The sequence below is a fragment of the Streptomyces sp. NPDC002181 genome (assembly GCF_042890485.1).
Classification (GTDB): Bacteria; Actinomycetota; Actinomycetes; order Streptomycetales; family Streptomycetaceae; genus Streptomyces.
Genome location: NZ_JBIASC010000005.1, coordinates 209,045 through 225,519 on the forward strand (window position 1 = coordinate 209,045; position 16,475 = coordinate 225,519).

Annotated in this window: 16 protein-coding genes; 7 read left to right on the forward strand and 9 right to left on the reverse strand. The window is 69.9% G+C overall.

The features are described from left to right. Positions 1–36 precede the first annotated feature (36 nt). The 7 genes from ACFYXV_RS15975 (at position 37) to trxA (ending at position 9,588) form a co-directional block, all read left to right on the forward strand. Positions 37–2,304 (forward strand): DUF6049 family protein, encoded by a 2,268-nt coding sequence (locus ACFYXV_RS15975; protein WP_389383169.1) that lies wholly within the window; start codon positions 37–39, stop codon positions 2,302–2,304. Between the two features lie 46 nt (positions 2,305–2,350). Beyond that, positions 2,351–4,525, forward strand: a complete 2,175-nt coding sequence (gene murJ, locus ACFYXV_RS15980; RefSeq protein ID WP_385473575.1) for a murein biosynthesis integral membrane protein MurJ — start codon at positions 2,351–2,353, stop codon at positions 4,523–4,525. Positions 4,526–4,642: 117 nt separating this feature from the next. Further along, positions 4,643–6,379, forward strand: coding sequence for a protein kinase family protein (locus tag ACFYXV_RS15985; RefSeq protein ID WP_385473578.1), 1,737 nt, complete (start codon positions 4,643–4,645; stop codon positions 6,377–6,379). 101 nt (positions 6,380–6,480) lie between these two features. Further along, complete coding sequence (gene sigM / locus ACFYXV_RS15990) at positions 6,481–7,182, forward strand: RNA polymerase sigma factor SigM (protein WP_389383170.1); 702 nt, start codon at positions 6,481–6,483, stop codon at positions 7,180–7,182. Beyond that, positions 7,179–8,108, forward strand: coding sequence for an anti-sigma factor family protein (locus ACFYXV_RS15995; RefSeq protein WP_385473584.1), 930 nt, complete (start codon positions 7,179–7,181; stop codon positions 8,106–8,108). The genes sigM and ACFYXV_RS15995 overlap by 4 nt, the downstream gene beginning before the upstream one ends. Before the next feature lie 126 nt (positions 8,109–8,234). After that, on the forward strand, positions 8,235–9,194 hold the full coding sequence (gene trxB / locus ACFYXV_RS16000; RefSeq protein ID WP_359170007.1) for a thioredoxin-disulfide reductase: 960 nt from the start codon (positions 8,235–8,237) through the stop codon (positions 9,192–9,194). A 52-nt stretch (positions 9,195–9,246) separates the two neighbouring features. Further along, on the forward strand, positions 9,247–9,588 hold the full coding sequence (trxA, locus tag ACFYXV_RS16005; protein WP_385473587.1) for a thioredoxin: 342 nt from the start codon (positions 9,247–9,249) through the stop codon (positions 9,586–9,588). Positions 9,589–9,694: 106 nt separating this feature from the next. On the opposite strand, the gene ACFYXV_RS16010 is transcribed toward trxA, so the two are convergent. From ACFYXV_RS16010 to rpmH, 9 genes are all read right to left on the reverse strand, one after another. Continuing rightward, positions 9,695–10,312: a GNAT family N-acetyltransferase gene (locus tag ACFYXV_RS16010; RefSeq protein WP_383336984.1), complete on the reverse strand. Its 618-nt coding sequence runs from the start codon at positions 10,310–10,312 to the stop codon at positions 9,695–9,697. Positions 10,313–10,417: 105 nt separating this feature from the next. Continuing rightward, positions 10,418–11,524 carry a ParB/RepB/Spo0J family partition protein gene (locus tag ACFYXV_RS16015; RefSeq protein WP_389383171.1) on the reverse strand — a complete coding sequence of 369 codons (1,107 nt, stop codon included), beginning with the start codon at positions 11,522–11,524 and terminating at the stop codon, positions 10,418–10,420. Further along, on the reverse strand, positions 11,521–12,606 hold the full coding sequence (locus ACFYXV_RS16020; RefSeq protein ID WP_385473592.1) for an AAA family ATPase: 1,086 nt from the start codon (positions 12,604–12,606) through the stop codon (positions 11,521–11,523). The genes ACFYXV_RS16015 and ACFYXV_RS16020 overlap by 4 nt, the downstream gene beginning before the upstream one ends. A 246-nt stretch (positions 12,607–12,852) precedes the next feature. Continuing rightward, entirely contained in the window at positions 12,853–13,593 is a 741-nt protein-coding gene (rsmG, locus tag ACFYXV_RS16025; protein WP_037835282.1) for a 16S rRNA (guanine(527)-N(7))-methyltransferase RsmG, read from the reverse strand. Between the two features lie 112 nt (positions 13,594–13,705). Beyond that, positions 13,706–14,218, reverse strand: coding sequence for a R3H domain-containing nucleic acid-binding protein (locus tag ACFYXV_RS16030; RefSeq protein WP_266786761.1), 513 nt, complete (start codon positions 14,216–14,218; stop codon positions 13,706–13,708). Positions 14,219–14,233: 15 nt separating this feature from the next. Next, positions 14,234–15,337, reverse strand: a complete 1,104-nt coding sequence (gene yidC, locus ACFYXV_RS16035; protein ID WP_383336994.1) for a membrane protein insertase YidC — start codon at positions 15,335–15,337, stop codon at positions 14,234–14,236. A gap of 3 nt (positions 15,338–15,340) precedes the next feature. Further along, positions 15,341–15,622, reverse strand: coding sequence for a membrane protein insertion efficiency factor YidD (yidD, locus tag ACFYXV_RS16040; RefSeq protein ID WP_078613072.1), 282 nt, complete (start codon positions 15,620–15,622; stop codon positions 15,341–15,343). Next, a complete protein-coding gene (rnpA, locus tag ACFYXV_RS16045) occupies positions 15,619–15,993 on the reverse strand; it encodes a ribonuclease P protein component (protein WP_389383172.1) in 375 nt (124 codons plus the stop codon). The genes yidD and rnpA overlap by 4 nt, the downstream gene beginning before the upstream one ends. A 21-nt stretch (positions 15,994–16,014) precedes the next feature. After that, a complete protein-coding gene (gene rpmH / locus ACFYXV_RS16050; RefSeq protein WP_008741645.1) occupies positions 16,015–16,152 on the reverse strand; it encodes a 50S ribosomal protein L34 in 138 nt (45 codons plus the stop codon). Positions 16,153–16,475 lie beyond the last annotated feature (323 nt).

The following is a 16,475-nucleotide window of genomic DNA, read 5'->3' on the forward strand; positions in this document are numbered from 1 at the left end:
CGACGACCACTGACACTTCGAGGGACGGGCTAGCGCGTGGCCGAGGCGGCAGACATCCAGGGGGCACCCCCCGCACCTGCCCGGCGCCGCTGGCTGCGGCGCGCAGTCGTCCTGCTCGCCGGGACCCCGGTGCTCGCCGCTCTGGTGTACTCGCCCGCCCCACAGGCCGCCCAGGCTGCGGAGGCGGGCACCGTCGACGTTCAGCTGGACGGGATGGCCCCGGCAGCCCCGGTCAAGGGCGACACGCTCACCATCTCCGGCAGCGTGGTCAACAACGGCCGCGAGACGATCACCGGCGCGCACGTGGGCCTGCGGGTGGGGCCCGCCCTGGGCGACCGGGCCTCCATCGACGAGGCGGCGGAACGCGCCGGGTTCCGGGCCGGCACGGATCCCGGTGAGATCGACCCGGCGTATGCCGTGAAGATCCCCTCGCTGCCGTCCAAGGTCAAGCAGGACTTCACCCTCACCGTTCCCGTGAACAAGCTGGAGCTGGACAAGGACGGCGTCTACCAGCTCGGCGTCTCGCTGTCCGGAGAGACCGAGAGCCGCCAGTACGAGCAGGTGCTCGGCATCAAGCGGACCTTCCTGCCCTGGCAGCCGGAGGCAGCCGCCAAGCGCTCCCAGCTCACGTACCTGTGGCCGCTGATCTCCACCACGCGGCTGACGGCGGAGACCGGCTCGGACGAGCTCCAGACCCCCGTCTTCCTCGACGACTCCCTCGCCGAGGAGCTCAAGCCCGGCGGGCGCCTCCAGCAGATGGTCGCCCTCGGCAAGGACCTGCCCGTCACCTGGGTCATCGACCCCGACCTGCTCTACACGGTCGACGCCATGACCAAGGGCTACCGGTACCGCACACCGGACGGCCGGATCGTCCAGGGCAAGAACAAGGCCGTCGCCGAGCAGTGGCTGAGCTCCCTGGAAGCCGCGGTCCAGGGCAAGAAGATCGTCGCGCTGCCGTTCGCCGACCCCGACATCGCCTCCCTGGCCCACCAGGGCAAGGACGTCTCGGGCACCCTGGGCCAGCTGCGGCCCGCCACGGACAAGGCGAAGCAGGCCGTGGAGACCGTCCTGCACGTCACCCCGTCCACCGATTTCTCCTGGCCCCTGGACGGTGCCATCGACCCGTCGATCGTCAACGTGGCGACCTCGGCGGGCGCCCACAACGTCCTGACGCGCAGCGACAGCCTCCAGGAGACGGGGGCCCTCGGCTACACGCCCTCCGCGGCCCGTCCCATCGGCGCGGGCACCACGGCGGTCGTCGCCGACGCCGACCTGTCGACCGCCTTCCAGGGCGACATGCTGAACGCCGGGGACGCCACGCTGGCCGTACAGCGCTTCCTCGCCCAGAGCCTCGCCCTGAACCTCCAGAAGACCGACAGCCAGCGCAGCTTCGTCGTCACCCCGCAGCGGATGCCGACCACCAGCCAGGCGCAGACGATGGCGGCCGCCGTACGGGGCCTGCAGGCGGGCCGCTGGACCCAGCCGGCCGACCTCGACGCGGCAGCCGCGGCCAAGCCCGACGCGGGCGTCAACACCCAGGTCCCGGGCGCCGGCCAGTACCCCGAGGCGCTGCGCAAGACGGAACTCCCGGTCTCCGCGTTCGAGAAGATCCGCACCACCCAGAACACCCTGGACCACTTCAAGGTGATCCTCAGCGCGCCCGACCGCGTGGAGATCCCCTTCGGCAACACCACCAATCGCGAGATGTCCACCTCCTGGCGCGGCCGCCCGGACGAGGGCCGGCTCTACCGGGACCAGGTGCAGGAGTACCTGATCGGTCTCACCGAGAAGGTCAAGGTCGTCCCCAAGTCCGACGCCACCTTGTCCGGGCACAGCGCGACCATCCCGGTCAGCGTCCAGAACAGCCTCGTCCAGGACGTCCACAACCTCGTCCTGCGGGTGAAGTCGGCCAACCCGACCCGCCTGATGTTCGGCGACAGCGGCCAGGCCGAGCAGGAAGTGACCGTCACGGGCGGACACAGCCAGACGGTCAAGTTCACCGCCAACGCCACCGCGAGCGGCCCCGTCGAGGTCACCGCGCAGCTCTTCACCACGGACGGCGTGCCCTACGGCAAGGCCCGCAAGTTCACCGTGGAGGCCACCGAGATCACTCCGACCGTCATGCTCGTCATCGCCGGCGGCGTCCTCCTTCTCGTCCTGGCGGGCATCAAGATGTACGCCAGCCGCAAGCGCGTCGCGGCCCGGGCGGCGGCCGAGGAGAGCACGCAGCCGAGTGACGGGACCCCGGACACCGGAGCGCAAAGCACCGGGCCGTCCGGCACGGGTGAGACAGTGGACCGTTGAGCGATGCCGTGGCCGGTCGGCCTGGGGACGATGAGGTGGGGTTTCGATGAACGCGCCGTACGACGGTGACCGCGCGCAGGGCACTGGTGGGCCCGCGCCCTACCAGGGCACTGCCCCGGGCACCCCGGTGGCCGGGCAGGTCCCCGCGCCTGCGCCCGCACCGGACCGTGACCCGTACGTCGAGGATGCCTACGACTACGACCCGTACCGGTCCCAGGACCTGTCGGCCCAGGACCCCGTCGCCGAGGTCCTCTACGACCGGGCCTCGCACCCTCCGCCGCCGCCCGGCACCTACCAGGAGCCCGGGCCGCTCTACGCGGCCCCTCAGGCCCCCGCACACGCACCCGACCCGCACGTCTGGGCCCAGACCCCGCCGCCCGAGCCGGACGGGCCCTCACGGCACCTGCCCTACGGCGACCACGCGACGACCACCCAGTTCGTCGGGGTGGACTCCCTGGTCACCAAGGCGGCGGACGAGAAGCCCGAGCCCGACGCCTTCGCGCACCTCTACCGCGACCAGCAGGGCACTCCCGGCACCCCCGCCGAGGACGCCCCCGTCGCCGCGCCCGCGCCGAGCAAGCCCGCCGGCCGTGCCTCCAGCCTGCTCAAGTCCAGCGCCCTCATGGCCGCCGGCACGATCGTCTCCCGCATCACCGGCTTCCTGCGGACGCTCGTCATCGCCGGCGCCATCGGCGTCGGCACGTTCAACGACACGTACCAGATCGCCAACACCCTGCCGACGATGATCTACGTGCTGGTCGGCGGCGGCGCGCTCAACGCCGTCTTCATCCCGCAGCTGGTGCGGGCCATGAAGCAGGACGACGACGGAGGCGAGGCCTACGCCAACCGCCTCCTGACGCTCGTCGTCGTGCTGCTGGCCGCCATCACCACCATCTGCGTCCTCGCGGCACCGGTGTTCATCACGATGATGTCGCCGAAGCTCGCGTCCGACCCCCAGCAGATGGACGTCGCGGTCGCCTTTGCCCGCTACTGCCTGCCGACCATGTTCTTCATGGGCGTGCACGTGGTCCTCGGTCAGATCCTCAACGCACGCGGCCGGTTCGGCGCGATGATGTGGACCCCCGTCCTCAACAACATCGTCGTCATCGCCACGTTCGGCGCGTTCATCTGGGCCTTCGGCGGCTTCACCACCTCCGGTGTGAACGCGACCACCGTCACCGCCGAGGGCGTCCGCCTGCTGGGCCTCGGCACTCTCCTGGGCCTCACCGTCCAGGCCCTCGCGATGCTGCCCTACCTGCGCGACGCCGGCTTCCGGCCGCGCCTGCGCTTCGACTGGCGGGGCCACGGCCTCGGCAAGGCGGCCCGGCTGGCCAAGTGGACCTTCTTCTTCGTCCTGGCCAACCAGGTCGGCCTCGTCGTCGTGACGCAGCTGGCCACCTGGGCCGGATCCGTCGCGGAGAAGCAGGGCCACCCCGGCACCGGCATCACGGCCTACAACTACGCGCTGCTGCTGTGGCAGATGCCGCAGGCCATCATCACCGTCTCCGTCATGACGGCGGTGCTGCCGCGCATCTCCCGCTCCGCCCACGACGGGGACGCCGCCGCCGTCCGCGACGACATCTCCTACGGGCTGCGCACCTCGGCCGTCGCGATCGTGCCCTGCGCCTTCGCCTTCCTGGCCCTCGGCGTCCCCATGGCCACGCTGCTGTACGCCGGTTCCGGATCCGGCGCCCAGAACATCGGCTACGTCCTGATGGCCTTCGGCCTCGGACTCATCCCGTACTCCGTCCAGTACGTCGTCCTGCGCGGGTTCTACGCCTACGAGGACACCCGGACGCCCTTCTACAACACGGTCATCGTCGCCGGCGTCAACGCGGCCGTCTCCACCGCCGCGTTCTTCGTGCTCCCCGCACGCTGGGCCGTCGTCGGCATGGCCGCCGCCTACGGCCTCGGCTACACCGCCGGTGTCGGCGTCGCCTGGCGGCGCCTGCGCAACCGGCTGGGCGGCGACCTCGACGGTGCCCACGTGATGCGCACCTACGCCCGCCTCACCGGCGCCTGCGTCCCCGCGGCCGCCGTGGCGGGCGCGGCCGCCTACGCGGTCACCCAGTGGCTCGGCAGCGGAGTCACCGGCTCCCTCGCGGCGTTGGCCGCCGGCGGAGTCGCACTGGCCGCCGTTTTCCTCGTGGCGGCCAAGCGGATGCGCATCGAGGAGCTCAACGCCATGGTCGGAATGGTCCGCGGCCGTATGGGTCGCTGATGCGCACAACCGTCGGACCCCCTCGCGTGTCGTGCATAGCGCCGGACTGTGGGCACAATTGGCATGGCTTCGCAGACTGGCCGACAGCGCGTAACGGATGGGGAGGCAGGAACGACGGTGGCGGAACGTAGCACGGCTGCCGTCGACGTGGCCGACAACGGCGGCAATGAGCCGCCGGCCGCAGATGCGGCGCAGGCCACGGCCGACGGGGTGGACACCCAGAACGGACGAGCCGCGGACGGACCCATGCCAGAAAAGGACGGCGAACGCAGAAAAGCGGCCCCTGCTGCCGCCCCCGAACTCCACAGCGGCCACAAGCTCGCCAGGCGCTACCGCCTCGAAGAGTGCGTCACCCGTCTGGACGGATTCAGCAGCTGGCGCGCCATGGACGAGAAGCTGCGCCGTGCCGTGGGCGTCCACCTGCTGCCCGCCGACCACCCGCGGGCCCGGGCCGTCCTGGCCGCGGCCCGCTCCTCCGCCCTGCTCGGCGACCCTCGGTTCGTCCACGTCCTCGACGCCGTCGAGGAGAACGACCTCGTCTACGTCGTCCACGAGTGGCTGCCCGACGCCACCGAGCTGACCGCGATCCTCGCAGCGGGCCCCCTGGAACCCCACGAGGCCTACCAGCTCGTCACCCAGGTCTCCCAGGCGATGGCCGCCGCCCACCGCGAGGGCCTGGCCCACCTGCGGCTGACGCCCAGCGCCATACTGCGGACCTCCACGGGCCAGTACCGCATCCGCGGGCTCGCCGTGAACGCCGCCCTGCGCGGCATCACCAGCGACACCCCGCAGCGCGCGGACACCGAGGCCATCGGCGCGCTCCTGTACGCCGCCCTGACCCAGCGCTGGCCGTACGAGGACGACGCGTACGGGCTCACCGGCCTGCCGAAGGGCGTCGGCCTGATCGCACCCGACCAGGTCCGTGCCGGGGTGCACCGGGGACTGGGCGAGCTCGCCATGCGCGCCCTCGCCAACGAGGGGGCCACCGCCTCCCGTCAGGAGCCGCCCTGCACCACCCCGGAGGAGCTGGCGAAGGCCGTCGCCGCGATGCCGCGCATCCGGCCGCCCGAGCCCGCTTTCACCGCTCCGCCGGAGTACCAGCACACCACCTACCAGCAGGGCAGCTACGGCCGTCCGCAGACGCATCCCGGCGCCCCGGGCGGCCACACGATGTCCGTCGTCGTGCCGCCGCCCCCGCTGCAGAGCCGCACCGGTCGCGTCCTGAAGTGGGGCGTGGCCGCCCTGCTCATCGCCGCCCTGGGCCTGGGCAGCTGGCAGCTCGCCGACACCCTCCTGGAGCACGTCAAGGGCGACACCGGCAGCAACGGCTCCAACCAGCAGCCCAAGGCCGGCGACGCCTCCAAGGGGGCCAAGCCGACCACCCCCGGCAAGCCCCTGAACATCGGCGACGCCACCGCCTTCGGCAAGGAGCCGATCAAGTCGGAGGACGCGCACAAGGCCGCCGACGGCAACCCGGACACCGCCTGGGTCACCAAGGTGTTCTACGGCTACGCCAATTTCGGCAACCTGGACAGCTACGACGACGGCAGCGGGATCATCGTCGACCTCGGCAGCGTCCAGGACGTGGCCGGCCTCGACATCGACATGTATGCGGCGGGGCAGAAGGTCGAGGTCCGGGCCGCCTCCCCGGAGGCCGCTTCGGCGCGCTCCCTCTCGGACTTCTCCCACGAGGTCGTCAAGCTGACCACCGCGGGGAAGAACCTGAAGACCACTCTGGAGACCCCGCTGAAGACCCGCTACCTGGTGATCCACATCACAGCGCTGCCTTCCGATTCGAGCGGCGGCTACCGGGGCGGCATCAACGAGATCAAGGTGCTCGGCACCGCCGAGTAGGGCCGGACCGCCACCGATACGGGGCCGCTGCGCCGACTGCGCGGCGGTCCCTCGTATTCGTCCCGCCCGACCCGTACGCTCCCTTCCGGAGGGGAGGTGTGATGCAGTCACCAAGGGGAGACGAGCGGAGCGACCAGGAGCTGCTGGCCCTGCACGCCGCCGGTGATCCCGATGCCTTCGGGGAACTCGTACGGCGCCACCGCGATCGGCTGTGGGCCGTGGCCCTACGCACCCTCGGCGACCGTGAGGAAGCGGCCGACGCCGTGCAGGACGCCCTCGTCTCCGCCTACCGGGCCGCCCACACCTTCCGCGGCGAATCGGCCGTCACCACCTGGCTGCACCGCATCACCGTCAACGCCTGTCTCGACCGGGCCCGCAAGGCCGCCTCCCGCCGGACCTCGCCCATCGACGACACGGAGCGCCTGGAGCGCCTCCTGGAGCCCCACGAGTCCGCCGAGGCACCCGCGGAGCGCCAGGACCTCCACCGGCAGCTCCTGGCCGCCCTCGGCACGCTCCCGGCCGAACAGCGGGCCGCTCTGGTCCTCGTCGACATGCAGGGATACCCCGTCGCCGAGGCCGCCCGCGTCCTCGACGTCCCCACCGGCACCGTGAAGAGCCGGTGCGCGCGCGGCCGGGCGAAACTCCTTCCGATGCTCACTCATCTGCGCTCGAATGCCGGGGATAACACCGAGGCCGAGCGGGGAAGGAACCGGACGCCGGGGACACCCGTCCCACCAGCGGCAGGCTCCAGTCAGCCGGCCCCAGACACAGACACGGTGAAGGGTGGAGGTGGACGAACGTGACTCCCGCAACCGGCACGATCCGGCACCCTGACGTCTCGGAGATCTCCGACCTGACCGAAGGGCTCCTCTCCCCGGTCCGGACCGCCGAGGTGCGCCGCCATCTGGGCGACTGCCCCCTGTGCGCCGACGTCCTCGCCTCCCTGGAGGAGATCCGGGGACTCCTCGGCACCCTGCCCGGGCCGCCCCGGATGCCCTCCGACATCGCCGGGCGCATCGACGCGGCCCTCGCCGCCGAAGCCCTCCTCGACTCCACCGCCCCCCGAGCGGAGACCACCCCGCCCTCCGATGTTTCACGTGAAACATCGCCTGCCGCTCCCTCGGGTCCGGAGACGCGGCGGCCCGCCGGTCACCCGGCCGGAGCAACCGGTCCCGGGCGCCGGCGCGCCCGTCGCCGGATCGCCGTCATCGCCGGCCTGGCCGGAGCGGCCGCCTGCGCCCTGGGCGTCTTCCTCGCGGGCAACCTGATCGGGACCGGCTCCCCGGACACCGCCGCCCGCAGATCCGCGACCAGTGCGACAGCCGAGGCGCCCGCAGACGGCACGTACACCGCGCAGGGCCTCCAGGACAACGTGCGCCGGCTCATGGCCGCCGGACCGGGCGCCAAAGCCGTCCCGCAGGAGGAGCAGCAGAACAACACGTACGGATTGGAGAACACCACGCCGTCCCCGAAGCTGGCCCCCGGCGATGGCAACCGCACGACCGCCTCCTCCGTACCGGCCTGTGTCCAGAACGCCACCGGTCGCGCCGACAGCCCGCTCGCGGCCGAACGGGGCAGCTACCAGGGCGCCGAGGTCTACCTCCTCGTCCTGCCGCACCCCGGCGACCCCGCCCGTGTGGATGCCTACCTCGTGGGCGCCGAGTGCACGGGCACCTCATCGACCACCCCCGACAAACCATTGCTGACCAGGACATATCCTCGAAGCTGACACCTTCGCGTCCGCGAGGGAGCGGGCGGGGAATGCATGCGCCGTAGGATCCGTTGGGTGGGGTGAGACAACACACCGGCCCCTTCGGCAAGCAGCGTGCAGTCCACAGAGACGAGGAAGAAACCCGTGAGCGACGTACGAAACGTGATCATCATCGGTTCCGGGCCGGCCGGCTACACCGCCGCCCTGTACACCGCACGCGCTTCGCTCAAGCCGCTGGTCTTCGAAGGCGCGGTCACGGCCGGTGGCGCACTGATGAACACCACCGAGGTCGAGAACTTCCCCGGCTTCCAGGACGGCATCATGGGTCCGGACCTCATGGACAACATGCGCGGCCAGGCCGAGCGCTTCGGCGCCGAGCTCGTTCCGGACGACGTGGTGTCCGTGGACCTCACGGGTGACATCAAGACCGTCACCGACACCGCCGGCACCGTGCACCGCGCGAAGGCCGTGATCGTGACGACCGGATCCCAGCACCGCAAGCTGGGGCTGCCCAACGAGGATGCCCTCTCCGGCCGCGGTGTCTCCTGGTGCGCGACCTGTGACGGGTTCTTCTTCAAGGACCAGGACATCGCCGTCGTCGGCGGTGGCGACACCGCGATCGAGGAGGCCACCTTCCTCTCGCGCTTCGCCAAGTCCGTCACCATCGTTCACCGCCGCGACTCGCTGCGTGCCTCCAAGGCCATGCAGGACCGCGCCTTCGCCGACCCGAAGATCAAGTTCGCCTGGGACAGCGAGGTCGCCGAGATCCACGGCGAGCAGAAGCTCTCCGGTCTGACCCTGCGCAACACCAAGACCGGTGAGACCTCCGAGCTGCCCGTGACGGGCCTCTTCATCGCCGTCGGCCACGACCCGCGCACCGAGCTGTTCAAGGACCAGCTGGAGCTCGACGAGGAGGGCTACCTGAAGGTGGAGGCCCCCTCGACGCGCACCAACCTCACCGGCGTGTTCGGCGCCGGAGACGTCGTGGACCACACGTACCGTCAGGCCATCACCGCTGCGGGCACCGGCTGCTCCGCGGCTCTGGACGCCGAGCGCTTCCTCTCCGCTCTCGCGGACGCCGAGAAGGCTCACGCGACGGTCTGACCCCTCGCCTACCCCCCACCCCACACCCGCAGGAAAGAATTAGGAGGCCGCAGTGGCCGGCACCCTCAAGAACGTGACCGACGCCGACTTCGACGCCGAGGTCCTCAACAGCGACAAGCCCGTCCTGGTGGACTTCTGGGCCGAGTGGTGCGGCCCGTGCCGCCAGATCGCCCCCTCGCTGGAGGCCATCGCGGCCGAGTACGGCGACCAGATCGAGATCGTCAAGCTGAACATCGACCAGAACCCGGCCACTGCCGCCAAGTACGGCGTCATGTCCATCCCGACCCTGAACGTCTACCAGGGTGGCGAGGTCGCCAAGACCATCGTCGGTGCCAAGCCGAAGGCCGCCATCCTCCGCGACCTTGAGGGCTTCATCCAGGCCAAGGCCGTCTGACAGCCGGAACCTCCGCCCGGCGATGGCCGGGAACGTTTCACGTGAAACGGGGCCGCCCCTCACAGGGGCGGCCCCGTTCTCACATCACGAGCACAGAGTGCAGGGATCAGAGCGGCCGCAGCGCGGGCTCCTTGCGCGCCGCTCCGAGCAGCCGGTCCAGCGCGAGCTCCACGTCTTCCTTCCACGAGAGCGTCGAGCGCAGCTCAAGCCGCAGTCGCGGGTGCGCGGGATGCGGCCGTACCGTCTTGAAGCCCACGGCCAGCAAATGGTCCGCCGGCAGCAGACAGGCAGGACCCTCCCAGCGGGCGTCTCCGAACGCCTCGATCGCCCGGAACCCACGCCGCAGCAGGTCCTTTGCCACCGTCTGCACCATCACCCGTCCCAGGCCCTGCCCCTGATAGCCAGGCATGATCCACGCCGTGATCAGCTGCACCGCGTCCGGGGAGACCGGACTCGTCGGGAAGGACGCGGCCCGCGGTACGTAGGCCGGCGGCGCGTACAGCACGAATCCGACCGGGACCTCGTCCACGTAGACCACGCGGCCGCACGAACCCCAGTCGAGCAGGACGGCGGAGATCCACGCCTCCTTCTCCAGCGCCGGAGTCCCCGCCTTGACTGCGGCCTCACCACTGACGGGATCCAACTCCCAGAACACGCAGGACCGGCAACGCCGAGGCAGATCCTGGAGGTTGTCCAGCGTGAGTGGTACCAACCGACGCCCCATGAGCGCATCGTATCCACAGCCCGAATCAGGCGAAACCGCGACAAGGCAAAGGGGCGGACCGCACCGGTTCGCACCGGCACGATCCGCCCCTCGGCGGCCGGGGACTCACTCCCCGGACAGACCCTGCTCCAGCACCCGGCCCTCGCCCGGCGCCAGCGTCCCCAGAATCCGCTCCAGATCCTCCATCGAGGCGAACTCGACGGTGATCTTGCCCTTCTTCTGACCCAGATCCACCTTCACGCGCGTCTCGAACCGGTCCGACAGCCGCGTCGCCAGTTCGCTGAGCGCCGGAGCCACCCGGGCACCGGCCCGCGGGCCCTTCGGCTTCACGGGTCCCTCGGGCTCCGAGCCCATCAGCGAGACGATCTCCTCGACCGCACGCACCGAGAGACCCTCGGCCACGATCCGGTGCGCCAGCTTGTCCTGCGCCTCGGAGTGCTCCACCGACAGCAGCGCCCGCGCGTGACCGGCGGACAGCACACCCGCGGCCACGCGGCGCTGGACCGGCGGCGACAGCTTCAGCAGGCGCAGCGTGTTGGACACCTGCGGACGCGAACGTCCGATCCGGTCCGCCAGCTGGTCGTGCGTGCAGTTGAAGTCCTGGAGCAGCTGGTCGTACGCGGCCGCCTCCTCCAGAGGATTCAGCTGCGCCCGGTGCAGGTTTTCCAGCAGCGCGTCCAGCAGCAGCTTCTCGTCGTCCGTCGCCCGGATGATCGCCGGAATGCGCTCCAGCCCGGCCTCGCGGCAGGCCCGCCAGCGACGCTCACCCATGATCAGCTCGTAGCGGCCGGGGGCCGACTGCCGCACCACCACCGGCTGGAGCAGGCCCACCTCCTGGATGGAGGTGACCAGTTCCGCCAGCGCGTCCTCGTCGAACACCTCACGGGGCTGCCGCGGGTTCGGCGTGATCGAGTCCATCGGAAGCTCGGCGAAGGTCGCCCCGGCCACCACATTGGCCTCGGGCTCCACCGCTTCCGGCTCATCGGCCACCGCCACCGCGGTCATCGCCACCGGTGGGGGTGCCCCCAGTGCAACATCGGCCTGCGCCAGCGAAGCCAGCTTCGCCGCCGCGACCCCGCGCTCCGAAGGCAGCGTCGGCACCGCCGACGGAGACGTCGAACCGCCACCGATCACCGGCGGCGTCTTCTCCTGCGGAGCGGCGGGGATCAGCGCGCCGAGCCCCCGCCCCAGACCCCTACGTCGCTCACTCACTGGATCCCCTCCGCCACACTCTGCGTGCTGTTCATGCCCGCGCCCAGATGGGCGTGCTGGGCGTCGTACGAAATTCCGGCCCCCCGCAGCGCGATCTCACGCGCCGCTTCCAGATAGGAGAGAGAACCACTCGAACCCGGATCGTAGGTGAGCACCGTCTGGCCGTAGCTCGGCGCCTCGGAAATGCGCACCGAACGCGGGATGCTCGTGCGCAGCACCTCCTTGCCGAAGTGGGTGCGCACCTCCTCCGCCACCTGCGAGGCCAGCCGGGTCCTGCCGTCGTACATCGTCAGCAGGATGGTCGACACGTGCAGTGCCGGGTTCAGGTGGGCCCGCACCAGGTCGACATTGCGGAGCAGCTGACCCAGGCCTTCCAGTGCGTAGTACTCGCACTGGATCGGGATCAGCACCTCAGCGCCGGCCACCAGGGCGTTCACCGTCAGCAGCCCCAGCGAGGGCGGGCAGTCGATCAGGATGTAGTCCAGCGGCTGCTCGTACGCCTGGATGGCCCGCTGGAGCCGGCTCTCGCGAGCCACCAGGGACACCAGCTCGATCTCCGCACCCGCCAGGTCGATCGTGGCCGGGGCACAGAAGAGCCCTTCCACGTCCACCACCGGCTGGACGACCTCCAGCAGCGGCCGGCTGTCCACGAGCACGTCGTAGATCGAGGGCACATCCGCGTGGTGGTCGATGCCCAGCGCTGTGGACGCATTGCCCTGCGGGTCGAGGTCGACCACCAGGACGCGCGCGCCGTGCAGGGCCAGGGAGGCCGCCAGGTTCACGGTCGTCGTGGTCTTGCCCACGCCGCCCTTCTGGTTGGCGACCACGATGACCCGGGTCTCAGCCGGGCGGGGAAGCCCCTCGCCGGCCCGCCCCAGGGCCTCGACCGCCATCTGGGCAGCACGGCCGATGGGCGTGTCGTTGTCTACAAGGGGCGACGATGTTTCACGTGAAACATCGTCGCCCGCTGGTTCAGAGCGGGGACCGGGGACCGGGTCGGCCATCGGCCCCGCGAGGTTGGCGTCGGACCGCACGGTGTCACTCTCCTCGGCATCAGGCTCGCGATGAACAGAGCCTGCCATGACACCCGGGTCGCGAACCAGCGGGGCCCGTACTCCTGTGGATGAATCCACCGTTGTGGACAACTCCGTCCCCCCTTCGCCCTTACGGTGCCGAGGGGACGCGGCCGCACGGCCGCGGCTGATGATTCCGTGCAGCAGAGAGCGACGTTTCACGTGAAACACGATGCCCGGACAGTGCCCGGACAGGGTCTTCGGGCCGCTACGACACTCCGAAATCCATACCTATAGGGCTCAACGCCCAGGAAATCAGCGACGCCGACGGGTCCGGCTGGTACGAGCCGCCTTAGCCCGCTTGGCCGCGAACCTCACCCCGCCGGGGCTTTCTCCGACCTCCACTCGGACCACCGTGGACAGGGGATCCACCACGCCCTCACCCACCTGGAGCACCGAGGTCTTCACCACACCCAGCTTCGCCAGGGCGGTCTTCGCCGCCACCAGCTCCTCCTCGGCGGTGTCGCCCTTGAGTGCCAGCATCTCCCCGTACGGACGCAGCAGGGGCACGCCCCAGCCCGCCAGCCGGTCCAGCGGAGCCACGGCCCGTGCCGTCACCACGTGTACCGGCTGCACCTTGCCGAGCATCTCCTCGGCCCGGCCCCGCACCACCGTGACGTGATCCAGACCCAGCAGCTCCACGGCCTCCTGGAGGAAGGTCGTCCGCCGCAGCAGCGGCTCCAGGAGCGTGATCTTCAGATCGCGCCGCACCAGAGCCAGCGGAATACCGGGCAGGCCGGCGCCCGAGCCGACATCGCAGACGGTGACGCCCTCGGGCACCACCTCCGAGAGCACCGCACAGTTCAGCAGGTGCCGCTCCCACAACCGCGGCACCTCACGCGGGCCGATCAGGCCGCGCTTGACCCCCGCGTCCGCCAGCAGCTCCGCATACCGCACAGCTTCCGGGAAAAACTCGCCGAACACCGCGCGCGCCTCTTCAGGCGCCGGGGGAAGCTCCGCTGCCTCCGTCACGGGGACCGTCCTTCCGTACCGCATGGATCGTTGAAAACGCACTGCTCGAACTGGCACCGCCCAGGCCGGCACTGCCAGGCTGACAAACATCGGCCCCGCCTGCGACACAGACGGGGCCGAACACTCAGGCTTGCGGTCAGGCGGGGAGCACGACGACGAAGCGCTGCGGCTCCTCGCCCTCCGACTCGCTCTTCAGACCGGCAGCCGCCACGGCGTCGTGGACGACCTTGCGCTCGAAGGGCGTCATCGGCGCCAGCTTCAGCGGCTCACCGGATGCCTTCACGTCCGCCGCCGCCTGGGCACCGAGCGCCGCCAGCTCCTCGCGCTTCTTCGCACGGAAGCCCGCGATGTCCAGCATCAGCCGGCTGCGGTCCCCGGTCTCACGGTGCACGGCGAGGCGAGTCAGCTCCTGCAGAGCCTCCAGGACCTCACCGTCGCGGCCCACGAGCTTCTGGAGATCCCGCCCGGCCGAGTCACTGACGATCGACACCGCGGCCCGGTCGGCCTCGACGTCCATGTCGATGTCCCCGTCCAGGTCGGCGATGTCCAGCAGACCCTCCAGGTAGTCGGCCGCGATCTCACCCTCCTGCTCAAGGCGGGTCAGGGTGTCGCCACTCTCAGCGGCGGCGGTGGTGGTGCCTTCCGTCACGGGAGGGACTCCTTCTTACTTCTTGGAAGAGGGCTTGGGGGGCGTCTGGCGCTGCGACTTCGACTGCCGCTTCGGCTGCTGCCGCTTGGCGGCACCGCCGCTCGCCGCATCCGAATCGGCCGTGGCCTCGGCACTCTTGATCACAGACCCGTCCGCCTGCGCAGCCAGACCCTGCTTCGTGAGAGCCGCGATGAACTTGCGCTCGTTGTCGTTGCGGTCCGGGCCCTTGGCCACGATCGCGGCGACGATCTTCTTCTTGCCCCGGCCCTTGACGTCGCCGTGCGTGGAGACGTGCTTCAGCAGACGGGTCAGGTACTGGTCCTGCGCCTTGCTGCCGGGGGTCGGGTTCTGGTTGATCACGTACATCTGCTGGCCCATGGTCCACACGTTGGTGGTCAGCCAGTAGACGAGGACGCCGACGGGGAAGTTGATGCCCATGAAGGCGAAGATCAGCGGGAAGATGTACATCAGCATCTTCTGCTGCTGCATGAACGGCGTCTTCACGGAGAGGTCGACGTTCTTCTGCATCAGCTGACGCTGGGTGTAGAACTGCGACAGCGACATCAGAATGATCATGATCGCAGTCACGATCCGGACGTCGGTCAGAGAGGCGCCGAGTGCGGCGACCTTCTCCTCGCTGTCCGTGAACTTCGCCGCCAGCGGGGCGCCGAAGATGTGCGCCTGGCGGGCGCTGGCCAGCAGCTGCTCGTTGATGACGCCGATGGTCTTGCCGTTGGCGATGGCCGAGAGCACGTGGTACAGCGCGAAGAAGAACGGGGACTGCGCCAGGATCGGAAGGCACGAGGAGAGCGGGTTGGTACCCGTCTCCTTGTACAGCTTCATCATCTCTTCGGACTGGCGCTGCTTGTCGTTCTTGTAGCGCTCCTGGATCGCCTTCATCTTCGGCTGGAGCGCCTGCATACCGCGCGTCGCCTTGATCTGCTTCACGAAGAGCGGGATCAGGCAGATGCGGATCAAGACCACCAGGGACACGATCGACAGGCCCCAGGCCCAACCGCTGTCCGGCCCGAAGATCGCGCCGTACAGGCTGTGGAACTGGACGATGACCCACGAGACGGGCGTGGTGATAAAGCTGAACAGACTGGCAATCGTGTCCACTAATCAGGCTCCTTGAGCATTGCGAGATCTACGCAACGCACTGCGCAGCTGCTCGTGCCAACGCGGGCGTTTACGGGGTGGGACATGGTCGACACCACCGGCGGACCACGGGTTGCACCGCAGGATCCGCCAGCCGGTCAGGACCGTCCCCTTCACCGCACCATGCCGGTCGATGGCCGTGAACCCGTAGTGCGAGCACGAGGGGTAGTAACGGCACACCGGCCCGAGCAGCGGACTGATGGTCCACTGGTACAGCTTGATCAATGCGAGCAGCGGGTACTTCATCGAGCCACGCCTCCCAGGAGCCGCGTCAGGGCGGCATCCAGGTCCCGGGCCAGTTCGTCGGCACCGGCGTCACCCGCTCCGGGCAAAGCCCGCACCACCACCAGGCTACCGGCGGGCAGCTGGGAGAGCCGCCCCCGGACAAGATGGCGCAAACGGCGCTTCACCCGGTTACGGACGACGGCGCCACCCACGGCCTTGCTGACGACGAAACCCGCACGCGTCGAGGGATCGATCTCCCCCGGCTCGTGCGGGTCCGTTGCACCGCTTGTACGTAGGTGGACGACGAGAAGCGGGCGACCTGCCCGCCGACCTCGTCGTACCGCGCTCGCGAAGTCCTCGCGCCGCCTCAGCCGATTTTCGGGAGACAGCACGACGTCACGACCTGCGCGTTGTTACGCGGAAAGGGCGGCGCGGCCCTTGCCACGGCGGTTCGCCAGGATCGCGCGACCGGCACGGGTACGCATCCGGAGACGGAAGCCGTGGGTCTTGGCACGACGGCGGTTGTTCGGCTGGAAGGTGCGCTTGCTCACTCGGGGGCTCCAGAGAATGAATCGTTGTGGCGGGACATCGCCTGGCTGTCACCGTGCGCCCACGAGGAAACTCGCGTGTTCGCCCGAGTGGCACCGCTAAACGATCACAAAAGGTGATCTTCGCCCATCGGTAGGCAGGCGGCAGCAGCCATCGACAACTCGACCTCGTTACGGTACGCGCGGCTACGCCATCCGGTCAAACCGAGGCGACGTGCCCCCACACTGTGCACAGGCTGTGGACAACGACTTGAACCGTACCCGTCGGCCTGACTACCGTTGTCTGATCCCGGTTTTTTTGTCCCGACCGTCCCAAAGAACCACAC